This is a genomic window from Halorubrum sp. CGM4_25_10-8A, assembly GCF_005435025.1.
In the GTDB taxonomy this organism is placed as follows: Archaea; Halobacteriota; Halobacteria; order Halobacteriales; family Haloferacaceae; genus Halorubrum; species Halorubrum ezzemoulense.
The window spans coordinates 62370-81494 of record NZ_SGTX01000004.1; the positions used below are offsets into that span (position 1 = coordinate 62370).

The following is a 19125-nucleotide window of genomic DNA, read 5'->3' on the forward strand; positions in this document are numbered from 1 at the left end:
ATATTTTTCGGTCTATTTGTCTAACACACAATGAGAGGACTTAAATAGACTTGTTTCGATATGTTCACATGAGTACAAAAAAACCGACAATCAAAATTAGGTAATATGGCCAATTATAATATGAGAAAACAAGACCCTCCTAAGCTTAGCATTCTAATTCTTAACTACAATGGCCGTGAGCTCTTGGAAGACTGTATAATTAGCATAAAAGATAACACAACATATCCAAATTACGAAATCGTATTAATAGATAATAATAGCTCTGATAATAGCGTTTCTTATGTCAGAGAAAATCATTCTGATGTTCAAATCGTACAAAATAGCGAGAATCTGGGGTTCGCTGAAGCAAATAACAGGGCGATTAAATCTACAAATTCGGAGTATGTTCTCTTATTAAATAATGATACGGAAGTAGGACAGAATTGGTTAAAACCACTTGTTGAATTAGCGGAATCAGCAGAAGAGACCAAAGTAGTCTCCCCGAAGTTAGTTTATGAGAATGGAGATCCTCAATTCATGGGAGACAAAATTATATTACGCGAATCTGGAATCCCAAAAATTGTAAATAAAGGACTGACTGCCATTGAGAAGAGGTATGATCGACAGAAAGAGATATATCGTGCTATAGGGGCAGCAATGCTCATTCAGAGGAATCTATTCGAGGACGTGGGTTATCTGGATGAGAACTATGCATTCTATATGGAGGAATTTGATTTTTGTCTCCAAACGAAAAATCAAAAATATAAGATACTGTACACACCAGAATCTGAGGTAATACACAAATCACGGACTAGCGCAGGGACAGATCCTTACTATTCGTATTATTTACGCAGAAGATCTCGGGTAAGGTTTTACCTTCTCAATTTCAGCCTACTCCGCCTTTTAGTCCAGCTCCCAATTGAACTTGCCACAGTTTTCGATTCAATTGTTCAAGGATACTCAAAGTGGGTTCTTAAGGCGTATTATGATTCATTGAAACAACTTCCTTCGTTGGTAGATGAGCGCAGGCATCGACAGCAATATAACCATACTACAAATAAATTCAGAACTATTTATCGAGAAATCAGATCCTTCCTCGACAGTTTCAAGTCTTTATAGGGTGCTGTCTTGGATGTGATGGCCCTAAAATTTCGACTCGAAACAGTTAGGGGTAAACTTGAGCATAATATAAACTAAATCATGGTCAAAAATGTACTATTAATAACGGTTGATTCGCTCAGGATGGATAGTATTCCGGAGGAGGATACCCAAGTAACCCTTTTTGAAGAGATCATTGACGGTCCTTCTGTCTCTTTTGAATCTGTATTCGCAACTGGACCCGGTACTACGCCATCATTCCCTGCTATGTTAACTGGGACAATGCCGCTCTCATATGGTGGCTTGGGCCCCCTTCTAGATACTCGTCCGAAACTTGCGTCATATCTTCAGAAGAGTGATCTCGAAACTGCCGGGTTCCAGTGTAATCCTTTCCTCTCAAACTATTTTAATTACGACATTGGATACGATGTTTTCAAAGATTATCAGAATCCACTGATGGGGATCGCTACCAAAATATTTCCTCGTGGGATTGAGATAAACAATCCAAAATTCCAACGCATTGATGACGTACTCCACATCACGGACGCTATCAAGAAGTCTTACCAGCTCGTTAAAGGCAAACCCCGACCCTACGTAAGCGCCGAAGTTATCACCGACGACACCATTAAATGGCTTGACAAGATGGCCCAACCGTTCTTCTGCTGGACCCACTACATGGACGTTCATCACCCTTGTTTTCCTCCAGAAGAGTACCGCAAGCGTTACGATATGACGGACGTGACCCAAACAGATGTCTCAGAATGGTACTCGGCTTTACTCCGAGAGCCGGAAACCCTGTCGCAGGAAGAAATTTGCACCCTCAGAACGTTATACAAAGCCGCAATTGAGTACACGTTCGATCAGATCGGTCGGATCATAACACACCTCAAAGACACCGGACGATACGACGACACCCTCATCATCATTACCTCCGATCACGGCGAACTCTTCGGAGAATACGGCCAGTACGGCAAACCCGAACGAATGTATGATGAGCTACTTCGCGTTCCACTCGTCATTGAGAATGGTCCGGACTACCTCAAAGATGCAAAGAATGATCTCGTCAGTCTACTCGATATCCCCCCGCTCATCCACGACGCCTTGGGGCTGGACGTACCGGCTGAATACGAAGGGCGTATTCTCGGGAAAGATGACCCACGAGAGTTCATCATGGCCGAACACGAGGTCGAGGGTGACGTCATCGTCGGTGCACGCTCCGAGGACTGGCTCTACGAGGGTGATGAGATTCACGACGAACACCGTCTGTTTGATCTTCGAGACGGTGGCTTCGAGCAGGTTGTTCGAGAGCACCCTGATGCGGCGACCGTCCGTGAAGCCGTACTTGCACGACTCGACGAGCTCGACGTGGAGGCAAAATATCTCCAGGGCGACGTCGAGACCGATGTCGAGGATCGCCTCGAAGATCTTGGCTATCTCTGACAGGATATCCTGATCGTTAACGTAATAGCAAGATTATTGACGGCTAACAGATATTCATGTGTATGGTAGATTGGAAAGATCAGACTGTTCTTGTTACTGGAGGGGCCGGATTTATTGGATCATTCCTGACTGAAGAGCTACACTCACGTGGCGCGGATATCGTTGTTGCAGACAAGTTCACAAAAGGACACGGACGGATCGAACACCTCGCTGACCAAGTCGAAGTTCGGCCGACTGACCTTACAACGCACAAAGGATGTATCGAGGCGACTGAAGACATCGATCACGTCTTCCATCTTGCTGCGAGCGTCGGTGGGATCCACTTTATTCAGCGTGAGAACATCGGTGGACTCACTCCGAGTGTGCTGATGAACCAGCACATGCTGGAGGCAGCTCGGATCAACAATGTCGATCGGTTCCTCTTCGCGTCGAGCGCTTGTATCTACCGACAACAACACGACGACTTGAACGAGTTCAGCGAAGACCAAGCGATCCCCGCGAACCCCCACAGCACGTACGGGTGGGCGAAAGTCCTTGGGGAGGTCGCATGCGACGCATATCACGAAGACAGCGATATTCAGACCGGGAGCGCCCGGATATTCAACGCGTACGGACCACGTGAAAACCTCGATCCGGACAGTAGTCACGTGATCCCGTCGCTCTGTCGGAAAGCCATCGAAGCTGAGGACGGGGGATCGATAGAACTGTTCGGTGATGGGACCCAAGAACGTGGATTCATTTACGTGACAGACCTCGTCGACGGTTTGATCGAGATGATGGAAGCGAAAGTTGACGGCGAACCGCTCAACATCGGGAACGCGAAAGAAGTCGTGTCGATGAACCAGCTCGCCGAGAAGATCATCGAAATTAGTGGAAAGGACCTCAGCATCGAACACGACCTCTCGATGCCGACTGGGACGGACAAGTACGCGGCGGATACGACGAAGATGAACGACGCCCTTGACTGGGAGCCTTCGGTCGCGCTTGACGACGGACTTGAGCGTGTATACGAATGGGCGAAAGACGAACTCGAAGGGTCTAAACAGACGGCCGTCGCAGATGGAGGTGACAGATGAGTGAATGGAACGACGAGCATGTGCTCGTCACCGGCGGTGCGTCGTTCATCGGGAGCCACCTTGTTGAAGATCTCGTCGCGGAAGGCGCAGATGTCCGCGTCGCAGACGATTTCTCCAGCGGTGAAACGGAAAACCTCGCGGCGGTCGAGGATCAGATCGAGATCGTCAGCGGGAATCTCAAAGATCGGTCGTTCGCCGACGAAGCCACCGCAGACATCGATACGGTCTTCCACCTTGCCGCGGACCACGGCGGGCGAGGATACATCTCGAACTATCCGGCGAACTGTGCCTCGAACATGGCGCTCGACAACATCGTGTACGAGTCTGCCGCCAAGAACGGTGTCGATCGTATCTCCTTCGCTTCCAGCGCCTGTACGTATCCGACGGACATCCAACAGGAACGCCAGCGACTCCGCGAGGACATGGTGAGCTTCGAGGAGCGTGGCGGGGCGTACGCCGACGAAGTCTACGGCTGGGCGAAGCTGATGGGAGAACGATCCCTCCAAGCTTACCAGGAGCAGTACGACATCGACACGAGTATCGTCCGGATCTTCACCGCTTACGGCCCTCGCGAGAACGAGACCCACGCGATCGTCGCGTTCATGGCGAAGGCGTACGCGGAACAGGACCCGTTCCCGATCTGGGGTGACGGCGAACAGACGCGGAACTTCACCTACGTCAAAGACATCACGCGTGCTCTGCGGCTCGCTGCTGAGAACATCACGGATGGGACGCCGGTCAACGCGGGCATCAGCCGATATGTGACGATGAACGAGGCGGTCGAGATTATCTTCGACGATCTCGACTGGGAGCCTGACGAGATTGACTATATGACCGACAAGCCGCAGGGCGTTCGTCACCGGGCCGCGGACACAACCCGCGCGGAGGAACTGCTTGGGTGGGAGCCGGAGTACACCGTGGAAGAAGGTATCAAGAACACGCTCGACTGGTACGTCGACGCGCGTGACAAAGAGTACGTTCGGGAGAACCTCGAAACGCTGCTCCACGAACGATAACCTCCCGTCTCGGATATTTTAATGGCTAACGCAAACAAGGAGTACGTTCTGGTCACGGAGTATTTCCATCCAGATACGGCTTCGACAGGCCAGCTCATGACCGATCTCGCGGTTGGTCTCGAAGATCGTGGCTTGGACATGACAGTCCTCACTGGTCAACCGAACTATCACAGCGGCGATAACGAGAAACAGCCCCGAGTGTCCACTCACGAAGGTGTTCAAATAAAACGCATTCGCGCTCCACAGGTTCGTCAATCTTCGATCCCACGTCGCCTGTTCAACTGGGCGATCTTCACGGTATGGATGTTCTTTGCGCTGCTTTTGAGTCGTCCACAGAAGGAGCGTGAGGTCGTTTTTGTCTCAAATCCGCCGTTCCTTCCGGTCGCGATGTGGCTCGTCTGTCGTATTCGTGGCTGGGAGTACACCTACATCGTCTACGACCTGTATCCGGATCAGCCCGTCGAACTCGAGTATATTCCCGAGGGAAGCGTTCCCCACCGGATCTGGGATCTGCTCAATCGGCGAGCCTTCCTCGCAGCGAAACACATCGTCGCACTCGGTCCGGTCATGAAAGAGCGTATCAGCCGGAATTCGGGGCCGAAGTTCGACGAGAGTAAGGTCGAAATCATCCATAACTGGGAGGACGAGGAGTTTATTCAACCCATGGATAAAACGGAAAACTGGTTCAGCGAAGAACACGATCTCGTCGACCAGTTCACCATCCTGTACTCGGGAAATATTGGGGAGTTTCACGACTTCGAGACGCTTGTTGAAGCGGCTGCGGCGTTCGAAGACGAGGATGTCCAGTTCCTGATCATCGGTGAAGGTGACAACAAAGACACCATCGTCTCGCGAGCCGACGATCTTGGACTGCGTGGCGATACGGTTCGATTCCTTCCGTATCAACCGTGGGACGATCTTCCGTACAGTCTTACCTCGGCCGACGCCTCCGTCGTCACCGTGAAAGAAGGATTCGAAGGGATCTGTGTCTCGAGCAAACTCTACACCGCAATGGCAGCCGGTGAACCGGTCCTCACGATCGCGCAACCGGATGATGACGAATCGCGGATCGTGGATACCTTCGACGCTGGGATTCACGTCGCACAGGGTGACACATCAGGGATCGTTGAAGCGATCGAGACATGGCAAGCGGATCCCGAGCTCGCGGATCAACAGGGGACCAACGCGCGCCGCGCATTTGAGGAAAACTTCACGACGGATGCCTCGATCGACGAATACTACCGGATGCTTGTGGGGACTACGTCTCCGCAATCGCCCGACGCATGATTGATTCGTGACCGAGTTCAATCGACTCTCCGGCCGCTAAGAGTTCGTCAATGTGCCAGAACTGTGCGTCACCCGCATCTGAGCCTGCTTGTACGTCGCCGGAGACCGCGCTCAAAGTCGTTCGGTAAATGATGACTAAGACGTGTGCTCCGTCCCCATGATCGATCAGGTTCGTCTCGAATAGTTCGAGGTCGTCCGGGGTGACGGACACCCCGGTTTCTTCTCGTAATTCTCTAGCAGCGGCGATCTCTGGAGGTTCATCCACCTCGAGGAAGCCAGCCGGTAGACTCCACGACCCGACGGCCGGCGGGTTCGTTCGTTTTATTAACAGTACCTGTTCGTCGTCGACAACGAGGACGCCTCCGCAGGGCTTCGCGTTCCGATAGACTGGTTTCGAACAGTGCCCGCAGTACGCTCGATCACGGCCTTCGATGTGTTTTGATTCAAGCTCTGCGCCGCACTCGCCACGATAATTGGGGACGCCCGCCATTACGTAACAAATATTGAGAGACGGTGTTAGAACTATGGGATTTCGCATCGAGAGCGGCTGCTCAGCAGAATATCGCACCGGTCACACGGCTCGATCACATACCGATACGAACCGCCAATTAGTCCTCTCGGCTCCCGTAGCATCAATGAATTCCGTAACGTCCCATCCTGCGCATCGTCGCTAACGTTGGGGAACCGGTGAAATGTTGGCTAGCAGATCCTGCGCTCACAAAAAAGATAATCAAGATAGAAACGACACGACCAGATTCAGTCCCCGATTACGGAGGAGGAGCCAACGGGCACGACTCGCAGCTCACCGAACCCGTATTTCGAGTGGCTGCCCACACGAAGGACACCCTTCTTGCCAGTCTCGACCGGGCGGTCACCCGCATATGCCACAACCTGCCCGTGATCGATCGTCCGAAGCGCGTACGTGTCACACTGTTCGACGATTTGTTCGGTGCGTTCCCGCAACGCGTCCCGTTCCACACTCCACCACCACGGCGCGTCCACATCGACGGTGTTCGGGTACTCGGATTCAAGCACGAACGGCGTCACGAGTTCGAGACGAAAACGTTCGCTCTCACGAACCCGCGAGTAACCAAGCGCGTCGAGATCAACAAGCTGCGTTTCTTTGAACCGAGTCGTTCCGTACCCATAGTTGCGCTTCCCGCCGAACTGGAGCCCATCGAGTACTTCCTCTTCAAGCGGGAGAACATCATCGCGATCGGCGTGTAGGTAGGCGTTGCAGTACCACTTGGTCGTCCGCTGCTGGTTCCGCGCGTCGTCTGGTCGCCCCATGATCGTTTCGTGTGCGAACCCCGGCTGTCCGCTATGTACACGAATGTCGTGGGTGTTCAGCGCGTCTCGCGGCCGGGAGTCCAACAGCCACCGATGGGTCGGGCGTCGGTGAACGAAGAGATCCGCATAGGCTTCGACCTCGGGAAGGCCAGTCCCGAGGTAAGGCCGAAACCCATTCTGTGAGTGGGCCGCTGGAAACGTACCGAACTGTCCGGGGACGAAGATTCCGTGACTGGCGTGGAGCTGTTGATGCCGATCCTGTGAGAGTCGCTGCCCGAGCGCGTGAAGAATGGCGTTGCCCGACACGTAGTACGGATGTCCCAGATAGTCCATGTCGAGTTCCCAGTGGACTTGCTGGATCAGCGTCATGAGTCGAACACCGCCCCGTACTCCTCGATGTACTGGAGTGCGGTACTCCACGACCGGATACGCCGTAGGTTCGCATCGAGGATCCTGTCCTCAGTCGCATGATCCGTGTCGATCGGGTGTGTCGGCAGCTGGGTCCATATCGACGCCCACGATCGGCGCGGTTGATCTCCAAGCCCTGTGAACGGCTGATTGGGCTCCGTCGCAGTAATCCGCAGTGCGAATCGATCACCCGCGAACACGGTTCGATGGGGAACAATCGTCTCAGCGTCGTCGACGACCAGCCGGAGGTCCGAAAACGCATGACCGTCCCGATAGTTGTCGAGAAGCGCCACCACGAGCAGCGTATGGTACTTCAGCGACGTGTACGGGTATGAGACGGCCTCGTTGAACCGCGCGGCGAGATCGCTGGTCAGCCACGCGTGATGGGCGTCTTCGGGGTCGGTCTCGGAGAGCAGTTCACGAATGGCATGCTCGATGTCGGTCCGCGTGACATCTGGACGGGGGTTCCGACTCTCGCCGTCGACCAGCGAGAGCCGATACGGTGACGTGTGGCTGTCCACCGTCGTGGTTGGTTCGCCGCTGGGACGACTCAGCGCAGCAGCATCGCGATCCGCCCCGTAGGGAACCGACTGGTTCACGCGGACACCAGCGATCTGGTCGACAGCGGCGGCATGGGATCGGCCGTTCAGCTTGTGCGCGTCGTGACGGTAGGCAACGAGCAGGTCCGCCTCACGGGTCGCCGACTGCTCGTGAGCTGGTGGCTGGTCGTTCATGCTGTCTCCTCCTCGATACGCGTCTCAAGAGCGTCGACGAACGCGGGCCGGTACTCGCTGGCCCATTGCTCGTCTTTTTCGTCCATCGTCTTCGTGGTGCCTCGGCTGCGGTTGAAGACGCGTTTTAGCTCGTGTTCCTCATAGAGCGGATTTATCAGATGCGTATCGACGATCCCCGCCCCGAAGTTGCGCGCACCGCCGAGTTGGTGCATAAAGTCGGTGTTGTGCGAATCAAGATACTCAAGACTCTCACAGAGTAGGCCGAGAAACTCGGGTTTCGTCTCCCGAAAGGAGAGCTGCCAACAGCCGTCGAGATTTGCGACGGCGTCCAACTCCATGCTCCGGAGCGATTCACGATTATCATCGGCGTTGCGCGAGGCGACGTGTCGAGTAAGCCGTCGGTAGTGACCCTCTGCCTGTCCGCGCGTGTAGTCAACAGCAGTCCGGACCGGATTGAATTTGATCGGGCGCCGCATCACCTTCCCAGGAACGCCACCAAATCCGCCAAAGAGATCGAAGATCACGCACCCGTCATCTGTGTTCGGGTCGTCCACACACGCCCCCTTCTCGTGATAGCCAGCGTTCAGGTCGCGGTCGTACACGTCCGCCTTTTTGAAATTCGCGTTCGATTCACCGGGGTGACACGCCGAGCCGCCGTATTGTTGAACGACCGCTTCCATCCCGTGACGCAGCCAGCCGGACAGCGGGAAAGCCGGGATAATGCCGCCGATCTGGTTCTGCGGGTCGTCGTCCTCGTAGTTCCCGTTTGAGGCGTGATGGCGGTCAGTCAGGATCGAATCACCGATGACGAGGAGATCGGATCGGATCCGGACGTACACATCGTCGAACATCGCCGCGGATTCGGTGGTATCGCTCATCGCGCTCCCTCACTGTCACGGAACGTCTGGCAGTCGTGGTCCTCGATCCGCTCTGGGAGTCCAATGGCACCGCAGACGGGACACTCACGGAGTGGTGGGCCGAGTTCGGGCTGTTCGTCGTCGACAACAGGCTCTTGTCGTCTTGGATCGGATTGTGTGATGCTTCGTGGGTAGCGAAGCGTGGTCAGTGGGTGCTGGAACACCCAGTGGCCATTTTCATGACCCATTCCACGCTTCTCAAGCGATCTAAAGCGCTCCAGCGGCAAATGACTTTGCTACAAAGCAAACATTAGCATCATAGCAAATTTAAAGTGCGGAGAAACCAATGTAGAAGTGGATGGTACGACAGCTATCCGGCGTGGGAAAATACCGAGCCATCATGACCACGACGGACCGGGAACGGATCCGTGGAGAGGCGGATGTCTCCGCAGAAAAGGAGTACCAGACGGTCCATCGGATCCGGAGTCGCATCGAAGAACTGGAAGAAGATGCGGCGCTCCTGAAAGAGCACCATCCAGAACTTCACGCGGAGCTGCGCGATGCGGTCTGTGGCGACGCGTGACCAAATAAAGAAATCACATTTGCAGAAAGACCCACCCCACCGCGATCTCGGCGATCACGGCCGACCGCCTCGCCGCGATCGGGCCCGACCGCGAGGACATCGAGATCGTGCCGAACGGGATCGACGTCGAGCAGGTTCGCACCGCGCCGCTGCCCGGCGACGACGGCGATGGGGGCTACGACGTGCTCTTCGCGGGCCGGCTGATCGAGCACAAGAACGTCGACGTGCTCTTGGAGGCGTTCGACGCGGTCGCCGCCGACCACGACGCCACGCTCGGGGTCATTGGCGACGGCCCCGAACGCGACGCGCTGGCCGCGCAGGCGGACGCGCTAACCCACGCCGACCGCGTCGAGATGCTGGGCTTTCTCGACGACTACGAGGACGTGCTCGGCCACATGCGGGCCGCCGACGTGTTCGCGTCGCCGAGCACCCGCGAGGGGTTCGGGATCACCTTCTTGGAGGCGATGGCGGCGGACTGTACCGTCATCGCGGCCGATCACCCGGAGTCGGCCGCCGACGAAGTAATCGCTGACGCCGGCTTCCTCGTCGATCCCACGGTCGACGCGCTCACGGAGCGACTCGACGCCGCACTAGGTGGTGCCCGCCCACCGACATCGCCCGTCGCCCACGCCCAGCAGTACGACTGGGACGCAATTGCCGAGCAGGCGGAGACAGCCTATCGGCGGGCGATCAACGGCGCGTGGTGAGATGTCGTGCCCGCGTGCTCCCGCTACGCACTCGCAGCGGTGTCGGCGTCGCCGCGATCGAGGAGGGGATAGTCGATGTGGACCTCGATCCGATCGAACGGGACGATGGGTTGGATCGCGCCGCTGGGGCCGCCTTCTTCGAGGGTGAGGATCCCTAACACGTCGAGCTGCTTCAGGTCCGAGTGGACATCCGACACGTCGCGATCGACGAGCTGGGCCGCCTCGCGCATGCTCTCAGGGGTCTCTGCCGCGATCGCGCGGATGAGCTCGAGGCGGAGCGGGGTGAGGCTGTCGACGAAGTCGTCGTAGGTTCCGAACTGGAGCGTCGCCGTTCCGTCCTGGGTGTCGAGGTCATCGGCGTCGACATCCCGGACGAACTGGAGTGCGTCTTGACGGAGCTGTTCGCGGTCGCCGACGGTGATATGGAGTGTGGTCATGATTGGAATATGGGTGAGACGGGTGCGGTCGATCAGTGGGGTGGGGGCGGGTCACCGCCGACGGCCTCTCAGTACTCGTCGGCGCTCGCCCAGAACTCCACGAGTCGGTCTTCCATCCCCGGAAACTCGATGTCGTCTCTGTCGCCGGCCGCGGTGTGGTGTTCGTGGCCCTTCGTGTCCTCGTGCGAGTTGTCGTACCGGACGAGTGTGAGATCATCGAGGGTGCCCAGGTGGAGCGTGTACGTCCAGCCAGAGGGGTATGTCTCGGTATCATCGGTCGGCCGAAGCACGACGTTCTCGACGAGGCCGGCTTCAACATGCGTATACTGGAAGAGCGGCTCCTGTGGCATCCCCTACGTGTTGGGACAACGGCCAACAGTATAAGTGTTGGGCGAGACTCCAACAAACCCCAAACTGTCCCCGAGTTCTCTCTGGCCGAGGGGTCTCCGTACGTTCGTCCCAGACTGTCGTCGGAACAACCCCGTCGTCGATCTGAGTTTCAACGAGATGAAGCTGTTCGATGAGTGCGAGGGCCAACAGCGGCGGCGTGTGTACGGTAACTGTCAGTCTTGCCCGTACGCAACGTCGAGTGCGAGGTCCGCCTCCGTGTAGTGGCGCTGGATCTTGCGGTCACCGAGTAGTCGGTGGAACGCCGCCTTCGAGAGCCCGGCGAGCTCCCGAGCCGTCCCGAACGAGAGATATCCCTCCCGGTACAGTGAGACTGCGAGTTCCTGCCGAACGATCGGCTCCCGATCCTCGGGCGGTGCCGCCATCGCATCTAGCACGTCGGATGGGAGATCGATACTGCTCATACCTCCCAATTCGGTGTAATGCTACTTAGTGGCGCCGTTCAGTACGGATCCGTCCAGTCACGCCGATGCCGGCTTCTGCGTCGAGCCCACAGTCGACGCGCTCACGAAGCGACTCGACGCGACGCTGGGCGGCGCCCGGCCGCCGGCGTCACCCGTCGATCACGCCCGGCAATACGACTGGGACTCAATTGCCGAGCAAGCAGAAACAGCCTATCAACGCGCCATCGATGGGACTTGGTAAAAATATTTCAAAATGATGACAGAGATGCGATTTCTTTTAAATGGACAAAATGCTTCTCGAGCTGTCGCTCTGGAGATATTGGTGTAGATCTACTGAATTTTGCGACACTATTATATACTATTGTTAAGTGCCGCAAAGAGGACGTTAGAGCAGTTCTACAGAGGTACTATCAGATTTTGAGAATAAAATTCCCAGATTTATCACTCCCACGCCAGTTTGTGTATCCAGCGAATCACCAGACGGGATCGGGCGTATCGTGCTGCGTCACGATATCAAGAGAGAAAACGGGGGGTTGTTTTATAAGCAACCCGCCGCCGTATGGCGTACGCGGACCTACATACGCAGTGACGATCCCTGCGGGGAATCGTCATAGCAAATACTCTCCACATATCTGAGCACAACGTTTTCACAGTACAGCGTGACGCTGCCTGTGTCTCTGGCGATTACTCACTTCGACGTCGGCGGAACGTATACGGCTCTCGTCGCGCTTTACCTCCGACCGCCAACGCTGTACGCACGCGCCCTCGTGCTCCTCGACGGGGACAGAGGCATGCTGCCAGACGTCCACTGAGTCGCCCCGCTGTACGCCACTGAGCTTAACACCCTCCACGCGTCGGACTAGATGAACGTCTTCTGGTTTCATCAGACGCTCGATGTCGTCGACCCCACAGATTCGTACACGGTGGCGGCGCTTGCAGGCACCGGAGACCTCGCGGTGGGCGGCCAGCTCGGTGTCGCGCCGTGGGTCACAGCCTGACTCCTCCGCCGACGGCGACGCGTGGCTTCGTCGTCCTCGGGAGTCTCGTGTTGGCTATTGATAGGGGCACACTGGCTGCCACCCCACTCCGAGATGGCTTGACAGGGCACACGGTCATCGTGGGCGGTATCGGCGCGCTGCTACTCGTGTTAGCCACCGTGGCTGCTCGGATCCGGCTCCACCTTTGAGCGGTGGTGGTATCTCAGACTCGCTCGCAAGGCGCTAGCTAAGCGGAGTCAATTCAGCGGATGATCGTGGAGCGGACACTGACGATGAAATACCCCAAAGTGGTGTAGCAACCGGACAAACAGGCCATATTGAGCCGTGGCGAGGCGTATTCCGCTCTGATCGGCGTTACATGTAGTCGATGTCGCGCAACCGCTCCATCAGGTCCTCCTTGTTCTGGGCGCGGCCGGCGCGCTCGGTCGTGTCCTCGAGGTTCTGCAGCCACGCAGGCTCCTCGGTCGTCTTCTCGGTGCTGACCTCGCTGCCGAGCGAGCGGAACCCGGCGAAGTATTCGGCGAGATGGGGATATCCGCCTGTGTGACGCCCTCGGGAAGGTCGTCGTCCGCCTGCGGGACGTACCCCTCGTCGGGGAATGCCTCAACGGTGTCGGGGACGACGTAGTTCCAGAAGGCGTCCCACACGTCGGCCTCGGCGAACTGCAGGATGGGCTGGATGCGGTCGTGCGGGGGGAACAGATCGGGGTCGTGCCGTGGCGAGAAGAACGTCTCGTCGGCGCGGGCCTCCTGCTCATCCCAGCGAACTCCCGAAATCACGCCGTCGATGTCGTGCGCCTCGAGGGCGTTGTTGAGCGCGACGGTCTTCAGCAGGTGGTTCCCGACGTAGGTGTCGAGCAGGAACGGGAAGGTGTCCTCCTCGAACTCGAGGATGTCACGGATGTGGTGCTGGTTCTGCTCGTTCAGCTCGTCGACCGGGATGTCGTCGCCGGGTTCGAGCCCGTGCTCGTCGACGTACGTGCCAACATCGTTGTTGCGGGCGTACACGAGTTCGATATCCCACTCGTCAGCCCAGTGCTCGACGAAGTCAGTGATGTCGTCGAAGTGCTGGAAGTGGTCGATGAACACCGCAGTCGGCTTCTCGTAGCCATACTCTTCGGCGACCTGGTTGATGACGTACAGCGTCAGCGTAGAGTCTTTCCCGCCCGTCCACATCACAGCCGGGTTGTCGTACTCTTCGAGTCCCTGCCGGGTGACTTCGATCGGCTTCTCGAGTTTGTGCTGAATCGACGGATAGTCGGACGGGGTCTCGCCCTCGCAGTCGGTGTAGTTGACGTCGACACTTGCCGGGAAGTCGTTGGGCATGTAAGTTGACATTTAGCTGTTATTAAAAGGATATTTCAGTACCAACTCAGGCAACGAGGATCTCAGATTTCGTCGCTGAGACGTCGCTCGGATCTGAACACGCGCCGGCCCACAAATTTATTATTACTTGAGTTTCATTTACTGTAATGACAGACGAACTACTCCACGCGACGGTGAGTGTTCGCGGCGTCATCATCGACCCCCGTGGGCGGAACCTTATCCTCCAGCGCGCGACTGACAGAGAGTGGGAGCTGCCTGGGGGACGGCTCGCCCCCAGAGAGCCGGTCCGTCGTGGCCTTTGCCGAGAGATAACCGAAGAGACGGGGATCTCCGTCGAGATTCACACGCCCGTAGCGACGAACGCGTGGGTCAACGACAACGAAGAGGGGCGTTTTGCCGTCCACTACAAGTGCTACACCTCCCAGCGAACCATCGATATCAGCGACGAACACGTCGACTCGGCGTGGATGCTCCCTGAGCGCGCGCGTCGCGTCCTGAACGAGCCGCAGGCCGCGGCCGTCCAAGCGGTCTCGAACCGACCGGCGACCGGCCAGCCCACCGACCAATCGCTGTCGCAAGACTAACGCAGTTGATCTAGTTGGCGTGTATAATCGGTTCTGGTACCAACGTACCGCTGTTTTGGTCAGAGAGCAGTGTCGTCGTCGCGCTCGTCGCGGTAAGCTAGCAACACCATTGGCGACTCACGATTGAACTCGTAGACTTCCTCCCGAGTCCCCTGTGGAATGGAATCTCCACGAGAAACACATCAACAGATTCGCACTAGAGATCTGTACCGCGACTGTGGTGCCGACACAGTCTGCCGATTCCGGTCATCATGTTGTCCATCGTCTTGCGACATCCGACTTCGGTGACCCCTTAATTTCGCATGCGGAACTGCCAGCACGACATCTGCCACAACTGTATGGTGTACAGGCGGTCAAGGCGACTGCCCCGGGGCTTGACCCCGGGGTGCGTTCACTCGGTAGCGTCCTCTAGCGGGCAAGACCGTAAGGAGTCTGTTAGATCACCTACGTGCGGTGTATATAGCTCTGTTTGACCAGCTGCGTGGCGATGACGACGACCGTGTTGTCTTCCTCGGCATTGATGATGTCCTGCTCGAGTTCGTCGAGGACCACCCAGAGGTCTTCGAGAATCGTATTGACATCGCGGAGGCGGGCTCCGGCGGACGGCTGGAGAGCATCGTCTCGCCGGAGTTGAGCGCCTGCTGGCCGAGTCTCACAGCCGGTGTGAACCCGGGCGCCACCGGCTGTACGGCTTTCAGGATCGCGAGTGCGACTTCTACGAGAGGTACGTCCCGCTCGGGCGCCATGTGAAGGCGATTCGCCTGTGGGACCGCGTCACCGACGCCGGCCCCGACGCGACCGTGCTCAACGTCCCGGTCACGTTCCCGCCGTCGACGCGCGTCCAGCAGATGGTCTCCGGGTTCCTCTTGCCAGATCTTGACTCCGCCACGAGCGACGACGAACTCCGCGAGACACTCGAGCGATTTGAGTGCCAGATCGACGTCAACGCGAAGCTCGGCCATGACGATGACAAAACTGACTTCATCGAGAACGTACACGCGACGCTTGGTACTTGATACAAGAAATTTCACATTGCCTCGATCAAGACGATTGGGACCTCTTTTTCGCCGTCTTCATGAGTACCGACCGGGTGAACCCTTCCTATTCGGTGACTACGCGAACGACGGCGAGTACGCCGAGGAATTCATCGAGTTCTACCGCACGCTCGATGAGTACATCGGCAAGATCCACGAGTCGCTCACCGACAGCGACGACAAAACGCGCGCCTACTCGCTCATTCTTGGTCGGTTCTACCTCAACGTGGAGGGCCGTGAGCTGGAGGGTGTCGTTCCCCAAGACCAGTACGAGGTGAGACGGGAAGAGCTCATTGCGGATCTTGAATCGCTGACTGGTCACAACGGTCGACAGATGTGTAAGCGGATAGTGAAAGGTGAGACTGTGTTCGACGGCAACCACGACGACATCGCCCCCGATCTGGTTGTCATTCCTGCCGACAGGTTCGATCTTAATTCCGGCTTCTCCGGCAAGGAGGCCGTCTTCACCGAGGGGCCCCGCAACAGGATGCACAAGTTCGAGAACTCGCTGTTGTACGCGACAGACCCCGACCTCGACCTGACCGACGCGGACCTCTTCGACGTGACACTCGCGATCCTCGACATGATGGATGCTGAGGGCGACGCCGCGTTCGACGGCGAGAGCCTGCGAACGTGAGTCGATAGGCACCGCGTTCTCATGACAAAATAAGAGTCAACAATAGAACTAAGCCGTACGTACGTCACGACCTCACCATGTCAGGGAATTTTGAAGCTAAAGATGAGAAAAATCTCATCGAATATATCGCAGCGTTGTGTGGCTTTTCACGTCTCTCAACAGCACTCCCTGGGCGGGATATCTACCCACCGTATCTATTCGTTGGGGCGTTCAGTGTACTTGATCTGGCAGTCCTCCAGGTCTACGTACACGCTACCGGCGGGACCCACATCCTGATTGAGACCCCAAACACCGCTGCCGGGTATGCAGCCGTATTCTTGGGAGTCTATGGGGTCCGGTATATGTCGAGCGGTTACGAGGAGGCACTTGCCGCGCTCCGAGCACAGGACCGTGTTGATACGGCCGACATCAACCAATTTCAGCGGATATTTAGTTGGCGAACAAAGGTCATCATCTATCTCTGCGCCGTTTTGGTGCTATACGCGAATACTATTCTCAACGTCGGAGTTCCAAACCAAGTGACAGCAATAAATTTTCTCTTTACGTGGGAGTTTGTATTCCTCCCGGTCATCATTGAGTTTGCGTTCACCTACTACGGGATTCACTTCTTATTGCCACGTCGGATCAAAAAGACCGAATTCAATCTGTTCTTTTATGATCCGCGCAACATGGGTGGGTTTGCTGCGGTTGGCCAGCTCCTGAAGCGGTCGTACTATATTTATACGGCTGGACTGATCTTATTCTTTCTCCTCGTCTACGGGCCAGTACTGCTTTCGGTGGACGGCTACGTGCCCGGCCTGTTTGAGTTGGTTTTCTTTTCGACAGCGTGGTTTGTTGGCCTTCTCTCGATTGGCTATTCGATGTACACAATCCACCAGCTCATGTCGAAAAAGAAGGAGCGACGAATTCGCGAACTGGAGACAGAACTCCATCAAGCAATTGAGAATCCGTACGATATTAACAACTCAAAAGTTGTCGATCAAGACAAATTGGACGATGCGCGACGGCGGCTGAAAGAAGTGCGAGACACACGTGTTTATCCGGCAACGTTCACAATGTGGAGCCAAATTGCGATCAGCGTATTGCTCCCACAACTACTCCAGATCACGGTCCAAACGGCGTTGTAACTAGTTCTCAGTGGATAGCGAAGAAAAGTAGATCAGGTTTGTTCTATTGAACTACGGTGTTAACGCCAACAGTTGAGATCCACAACACATTATCCACTGTGAGATACCGGGTAGGAGGTTCCAGTTTCACGAGTAGTTGTTGGCAGAATCTTCATTCGGTTCTGTAGAGCCACCCGCCTTCTGCTCATCATTGTAGTGCCAGTCTTCAGTATCTAGACGGCCGTCAAGATATGCTTCACCATCTTCTGTGATTGTATACACGGCATTTCCTAGGTGTTGTACCAAGCCCTCTTCAGCGAGACGCTTACATCGTCTACCGATATATGCATCAGAATACCTTATTGGTCCATCGTTCTTCATCTTCCTCGGAGAACCTGTCTCATTTTTATGAAGATACTCGAGGATACGATCATCCACGAGAACCATCCATTCACCAGAATATCTCATACCTACCCATGGACACGTAGGTATCTATTATGCTGGTAAACAATATAATTACAGGTAAAAAATCTCTTAGCAAATAGATAAACTATAAGTTATTAGCTATACACAGTGTATCCACAGAGCCCGAGTGACGAACCCTTGGCTCGCGAGAAAGTGTAGAACCCCCGGCTGCGGTGTTCCAGCACCCAGCCGGGACGGGTTCTGTGCCGTATCACAGAACCATGCTAATAGTGGCAACTGTAGGGCTTAAGCCCTGCGAGACGACCGACGAATCGAACAGATACACCGACGGCTCCTGCGCGCTCTGTCCAGCGCCGGCTGAGGGCGTCGACGCCAAGCGCGGCGTTGCTGTCTGTCGCAACTGCGCGGAGGGCGACGCATGAACGAAGACACCGTCGTCAACGACCTCGCAGACTGTACCGCGTTCCAGCGCGATCTCCTGTGGGCACTCTCGCACGATAACACTCACAACGAACGTTCACTGAAAACAGAACTCGACGACTACTACGGCGAGGATCTCGACCACGGCCGCCTCGCCCAGACCCTCGATGCGCTCGTCGAGTCTGATCTTATCGCCAAGCGGACACATCATAAGCGAACCGCCGAGTACCGCCTCACCGAACACGGTCGCCGCGCGCTGTCCGGCCGCCAAGCATGGCAAGCCGGCCATCGTGGTGACACTACGAGCGAGGAGCACAGCTGATGGCCAGCAACCAGCCGCTAATCAGGGACACCCGCCGACTCGCACGCATCCCCCTCAACACGGAGTATCTCGCGTGTCAGGTCTGCGGACAGACCGTCCGTGAGGGCGACGACATCACCGCCTACGCCTACCGGGCGGCGGGCGAGCCGGCGTACGAGATCGGCTACATCATGTGCGAGGCCGATTACCACACGCATCCGACCATCTTCACGCGCGGCGTTCGCGAACACGTCGTCACCGGCCACATCGGAACGTGTGCGGACGCCCGTACCCAGTCGACAGCGTACGTCCTGCTCGATCCGACTGTCGTCGTCACGAGTCCGACGACGACGGCCGACCCACACGTCCGTCCGGACGCTCCAACAGAACGCGAGCCCGAACAGACGAGACAGCGGGACCCGACACCGCTCCTGATCGCGGTTCGGGAGCGCGCTCGATCAGACGGCGGACATCCAGAGCGAGGCGAGTGATGCGGATCACCGGGATAGATCCGGGCATCGGGAATGGGTCGCCGCCAGGGGCTCACCAGTGTCGCTGGCGACAGACGGT

The 19125-nt window shown here is 56.4% G+C and carries 19 protein-coding genes and 3 pseudogenes; 13 read left to right on the forward strand and 9 right to left on the reverse strand.

Annotated elements, in window-relative coordinates; all coding sequences use genetic code 11:
• Positions 1 to 120: 120 nt before the first annotated feature.
• From EXE52_RS06235 to EXE52_RS06255, 5 genes are all read left to right on the forward strand, one after another.
• On the forward strand, positions 121 to 1098 hold the full coding sequence (locus tag EXE52_RS06235; protein WP_158413989.1) for a glycosyltransferase family 2 protein: 978 nt from the start codon (positions 121 to 123) through the stop codon (positions 1096 to 1098).
• Between the two features lie 81 nt (positions 1099 to 1179).
• Complete coding sequence (locus EXE52_RS06240; RefSeq protein WP_137703540.1) at positions 1180 to 2517, forward strand: sulfatase; 1338 nt, start codon at positions 1180 to 1182, stop codon at positions 2515 to 2517.
• Between the two features lie 62 nt (positions 2518 to 2579).
• Positions 2580 to 3593, forward strand: coding sequence for an NAD-dependent epimerase/dehydratase family protein (locus EXE52_RS06245; protein WP_241988207.1), 1014 nt, complete (start codon positions 2580 to 2582; stop codon positions 3591 to 3593).
• Positions 3590 to 4609: an NAD-dependent epimerase/dehydratase family protein gene (locus tag EXE52_RS06250; RefSeq protein ID WP_137703542.1), complete on the forward strand. Its 1020-nt coding sequence runs from the start codon at positions 3590 to 3592 to the stop codon at positions 4607 to 4609. Before EXE52_RS06245 ends, EXE52_RS06250 begins: the two co-directional genes overlap by 4 nt.
• A 96-nt stretch (positions 4610 to 4705) precedes the next feature.
• Positions 4706 to 5896, forward strand: a complete 1191-nt coding sequence (locus EXE52_RS06255; protein ID WP_241988208.1) for a glycosyltransferase family 4 protein — start codon at positions 4706 to 4708, stop codon at positions 5894 to 5896.
• Here the strand turns inward: EXE52_RS06255 and EXE52_RS06260 are convergent.
• The 4 genes from EXE52_RS06260 to EXE52_RS06275 form a co-directional block, all read right to left on the reverse strand.
• The gene (locus EXE52_RS06260) at positions 5868 to 6386 is read right to left on the reverse strand and encodes an NUDIX domain-containing protein (RefSeq protein WP_158413990.1); all 519 of its coding nucleotides are present in this window, start codon (positions 6384 to 6386) and stop codon (positions 5868 to 5870) included. The genes EXE52_RS06255 and EXE52_RS06260 overlap by 29 nt on opposite strands.
• Positions 6387 to 6652: 266 nt before the next feature.
• Complete coding sequence (locus EXE52_RS06265; protein ID WP_137703545.1) at positions 6653 to 7555, reverse strand: hypothetical protein; 903 nt, start codon at positions 7553 to 7555, stop codon at positions 6653 to 6655.
• Positions 7552 to 8328, reverse strand: a complete 777-nt coding sequence (locus tag EXE52_RS06270) for a hypothetical protein (RefSeq protein ID WP_137703546.1) — start codon at positions 8326 to 8328, stop codon at positions 7552 to 7554. Before EXE52_RS06270 ends, EXE52_RS06265 begins: the two co-directional genes overlap by 4 nt.
• Positions 8325 to 9179 carry a hypothetical protein gene (locus EXE52_RS06275; protein WP_137703547.1) on the reverse strand — a complete coding sequence of 285 codons (855 nt, stop codon included), beginning with the start codon at positions 9177 to 9179 and terminating at the stop codon, positions 8325 to 8327. Before EXE52_RS06275 ends, EXE52_RS06270 begins: the two co-directional genes overlap by 4 nt.
• A 406-nt stretch (positions 9180 to 9585) precedes the next feature.
• On the opposite strand from EXE52_RS06275, the gene EXE52_RS06285 reads away from it, so the two are divergent.
• Both EXE52_RS06285 and EXE52_RS06290 read left to right on the forward strand, forming a co-directional pair.
• Positions 9586 to 9768, forward strand: coding sequence for a hypothetical protein (locus EXE52_RS06285; protein ID WP_137703549.1), 183 nt, complete (start codon positions 9586 to 9588; stop codon positions 9766 to 9768).
• 32 nt (positions 9769 to 9800) lie between these two features.
• Positions 9801 to 10475, forward strand: a pseudogene (locus EXE52_RS06290) (glycosyltransferase); the annotation flags it as partial.
• Between the two features lie 23 nt (positions 10476 to 10498).
• Here the strand turns inward: EXE52_RS06290 and EXE52_RS06295 are convergent.
• The 3 genes from EXE52_RS06295 to EXE52_RS06305 all read right to left on the reverse strand — a co-directional run bounded on the left by EXE52_RS06295 (position 10499) and on the right by EXE52_RS06305 (position 11724).
• Positions 10499 to 10912 carry a transcriptional regulator gene (locus tag EXE52_RS06295; protein ID WP_137703551.1) on the reverse strand — a complete coding sequence of 138 codons (414 nt, stop codon included), beginning with the start codon at positions 10910 to 10912 and terminating at the stop codon, positions 10499 to 10501.
• A 68-nt stretch (positions 10913 to 10980) separates the two neighbouring features.
• Positions 10981 to 11262 (reverse strand): DUF6516 family protein, encoded by a 282-nt coding sequence (locus EXE52_RS06300; RefSeq protein WP_137703552.1) that lies wholly within the window; start codon positions 11260 to 11262, stop codon positions 10981 to 10983.
• A 213-nt stretch (positions 11263 to 11475) separates the two neighbouring features.
• The gene (locus tag EXE52_RS06305) at positions 11476 to 11724 is read right to left on the reverse strand and encodes a UPF0175 family protein (protein ID WP_137703553.1); all 249 of its coding nucleotides are present in this window, start codon (positions 11722 to 11724) and stop codon (positions 11476 to 11478) included.
• An 863-nt stretch (positions 11725 to 12587) separates the two neighbouring features.
• Between EXE52_RS06305 and EXE52_RS18995 the strand changes: the two genes are divergently transcribed.
• Positions 12588 to 12722: a hypothetical protein gene (locus EXE52_RS18995; protein WP_255510314.1), complete on the forward strand. Its 135-nt coding sequence runs from the start codon at positions 12588 to 12590 to the stop codon at positions 12720 to 12722.
• Positions 12723 to 13076: 354 nt separating this feature from the next.
• Here the strand turns inward: EXE52_RS18995 and EXE52_RS06320 are convergent.
• A pseudogene (locus EXE52_RS06320) lies at positions 13077 to 14047 on the reverse strand (phosphoadenosine phosphosulfate reductase family protein).
• Between the two features lie 146 nt (positions 14048 to 14193).
• On the opposite strand from EXE52_RS06320, the gene EXE52_RS06325 reads away from it, so the two are divergent.
• The 3 genes and pseudogenes from EXE52_RS06325 to EXE52_RS06335 all read left to right on the forward strand — a co-directional run bounded on the left by EXE52_RS06325 (position 14194) and on the right by EXE52_RS06335 (position 17429).
• Complete coding sequence (locus tag EXE52_RS06325) at positions 14194 to 14631, forward strand: NUDIX domain-containing protein (RefSeq protein ID WP_049933268.1); 438 nt, start codon at positions 14194 to 14196, stop codon at positions 14629 to 14631.
• Between the two features lie 459 nt (positions 14632 to 15090).
• A pseudogene (locus EXE52_RS06330) lies at positions 15091 to 16302 on the forward strand (alkaline phosphatase family protein).
• Positions 16303 to 16379: 77 nt separating this feature from the next.
• A complete protein-coding gene (locus EXE52_RS06335; RefSeq protein WP_137703554.1) occupies positions 16380 to 17429 on the forward strand; it encodes a hypothetical protein in 1050 nt (349 codons plus the stop codon).
• Positions 17430 to 17555: 126 nt separating this feature from the next.
• On the opposite strand, the gene EXE52_RS06340 is transcribed toward EXE52_RS06335, so the two are convergent.
• A complete protein-coding gene (locus EXE52_RS06340) occupies positions 17556 to 17876 on the reverse strand; it encodes a winged helix-turn-helix domain-containing protein (RefSeq protein ID WP_080508703.1) in 321 nt (106 codons plus the stop codon).
• A 376-nt stretch (positions 17877 to 18252) separates the two neighbouring features.
• On the opposite strand from EXE52_RS06340, the gene EXE52_RS06345 reads away from it, so the two are divergent.
• Positions 18253 to 18576, forward strand: a complete 324-nt coding sequence (locus tag EXE52_RS06345) for a helix-turn-helix transcriptional regulator (RefSeq protein WP_137703555.1) — start codon at positions 18253 to 18255, stop codon at positions 18574 to 18576.
• Positions 18576 to 19046: a hypothetical protein gene (locus EXE52_RS06350; protein WP_137703556.1), complete on the forward strand. Its 471-nt coding sequence runs from the start codon at positions 18576 to 18578 to the stop codon at positions 19044 to 19046. Before EXE52_RS06345 ends, EXE52_RS06350 begins: the two co-directional genes overlap by 1 nt.
• Positions 19047 to 19125: the final 79 nt, after the last annotated feature.

Bases quoted from the DNA above. Each gene is read 5' to 3' on its own strand.
- EXE52_RS06235 (WP_158413989.1), top strand. From the start codon at position 121: ATGAGAAAACAAGACCCTCCTAAGCTTAGCATTCTAATTCTTAACTAC.
- EXE52_RS06240 (WP_137703540.1), top strand. From the start codon at position 1,180: ATGGTCAAAAATGTACTATTAATAACGGTTGATTCGCTCAGGATGGAT.
- EXE52_RS06245 (WP_241988207.1), top strand. From the start codon at position 2,580: ATGGTAGATTGGAAAGATCAGACTGTTCTTGTTACTGGAGGGGCCGGA.
- EXE52_RS06250 (WP_137703542.1), top strand. From the start codon at position 3,590: ATGAGTGAATGGAACGACGAGCATGTGCTCGTCACCGGCGGTGCGTCG.
- EXE52_RS06255 (WP_241988208.1), top strand. From the start codon at position 4,706: ATGACCGATCTCGCGGTTGGTCTCGAAGATCGTGGCTTGGACATGACA.
- EXE52_RS06260 (WP_158413990.1), bottom strand. From the start codon at position 6,386: ATGGCGGGCGTCCCCAATTATCGTGGCGAGTGCGGCGCAGAGCTTGAA.
- EXE52_RS06265 (WP_137703545.1), bottom strand. From the start codon at position 7,555: ATGACGCTGATCCAGCAAGTCCACTGGGAACTCGACATGGACTATCTG.
- EXE52_RS06270 (WP_137703546.1), bottom strand. From the start codon at position 8,328: ATGAACGACCAGCCACCAGCTCACGAGCAGTCGGCGACCCGTGAGGCG.
- EXE52_RS06275 (WP_137703547.1), bottom strand. From the start codon at position 9,179: ATGTTCGACGATGTGTACGTCCGGATCCGATCCGATCTCCTCGTCATC.
- EXE52_RS06285 (WP_137703549.1), top strand. From the start codon at position 9,586: ATGACCACGACGGACCGGGAACGGATCCGTGGAGAGGCGGATGTCTCC.
- EXE52_RS06295 (WP_137703551.1), bottom strand. From the start codon at position 10,912: ATGACCACACTCCATATCACCGTCGGCGACCGCGAACAGCTCCGTCAA.
- EXE52_RS06300 (WP_137703552.1), bottom strand. From the start codon at position 11,262: ATGCCACAGGAGCCGCTCTTCCAGTATACGCATGTTGAAGCCGGCCTC.
- EXE52_RS06305 (WP_137703553.1), bottom strand. From the start codon at position 11,724: ATGAGCAGTATCGATCTCCCATCCGACGTGCTAGATGCGATGGCGGCA.
- EXE52_RS18995 (WP_255510314.1), top strand. From the start codon at position 12,588: ATGAACGTCTTCTGGTTTCATCAGACGCTCGATGTCGTCGACCCCACA.
- EXE52_RS06325 (WP_049933268.1), top strand. From the start codon at position 14,194: ATGACAGACGAACTACTCCACGCGACGGTGAGTGTTCGCGGCGTCATC.
- EXE52_RS06335 (WP_137703554.1), top strand. From the start codon at position 16,380: ATGTCAGGGAATTTTGAAGCTAAAGATGAGAAAAATCTCATCGAATAT.
- EXE52_RS06340 (WP_080508703.1), bottom strand. From the start codon at position 17,876: ATGAGATATTCTGGTGAATGGATGGTTCTCGTGGATGATCGTATCCTC.
- EXE52_RS06345 (WP_137703555.1), top strand. From the start codon at position 18,253: ATGAACGAAGACACCGTCGTCAACGACCTCGCAGACTGTACCGCGTTC.
- EXE52_RS06350 (WP_137703556.1), top strand. From the start codon at position 18,576: ATGGCCAGCAACCAGCCGCTAATCAGGGACACCCGCCGACTCGCACGC.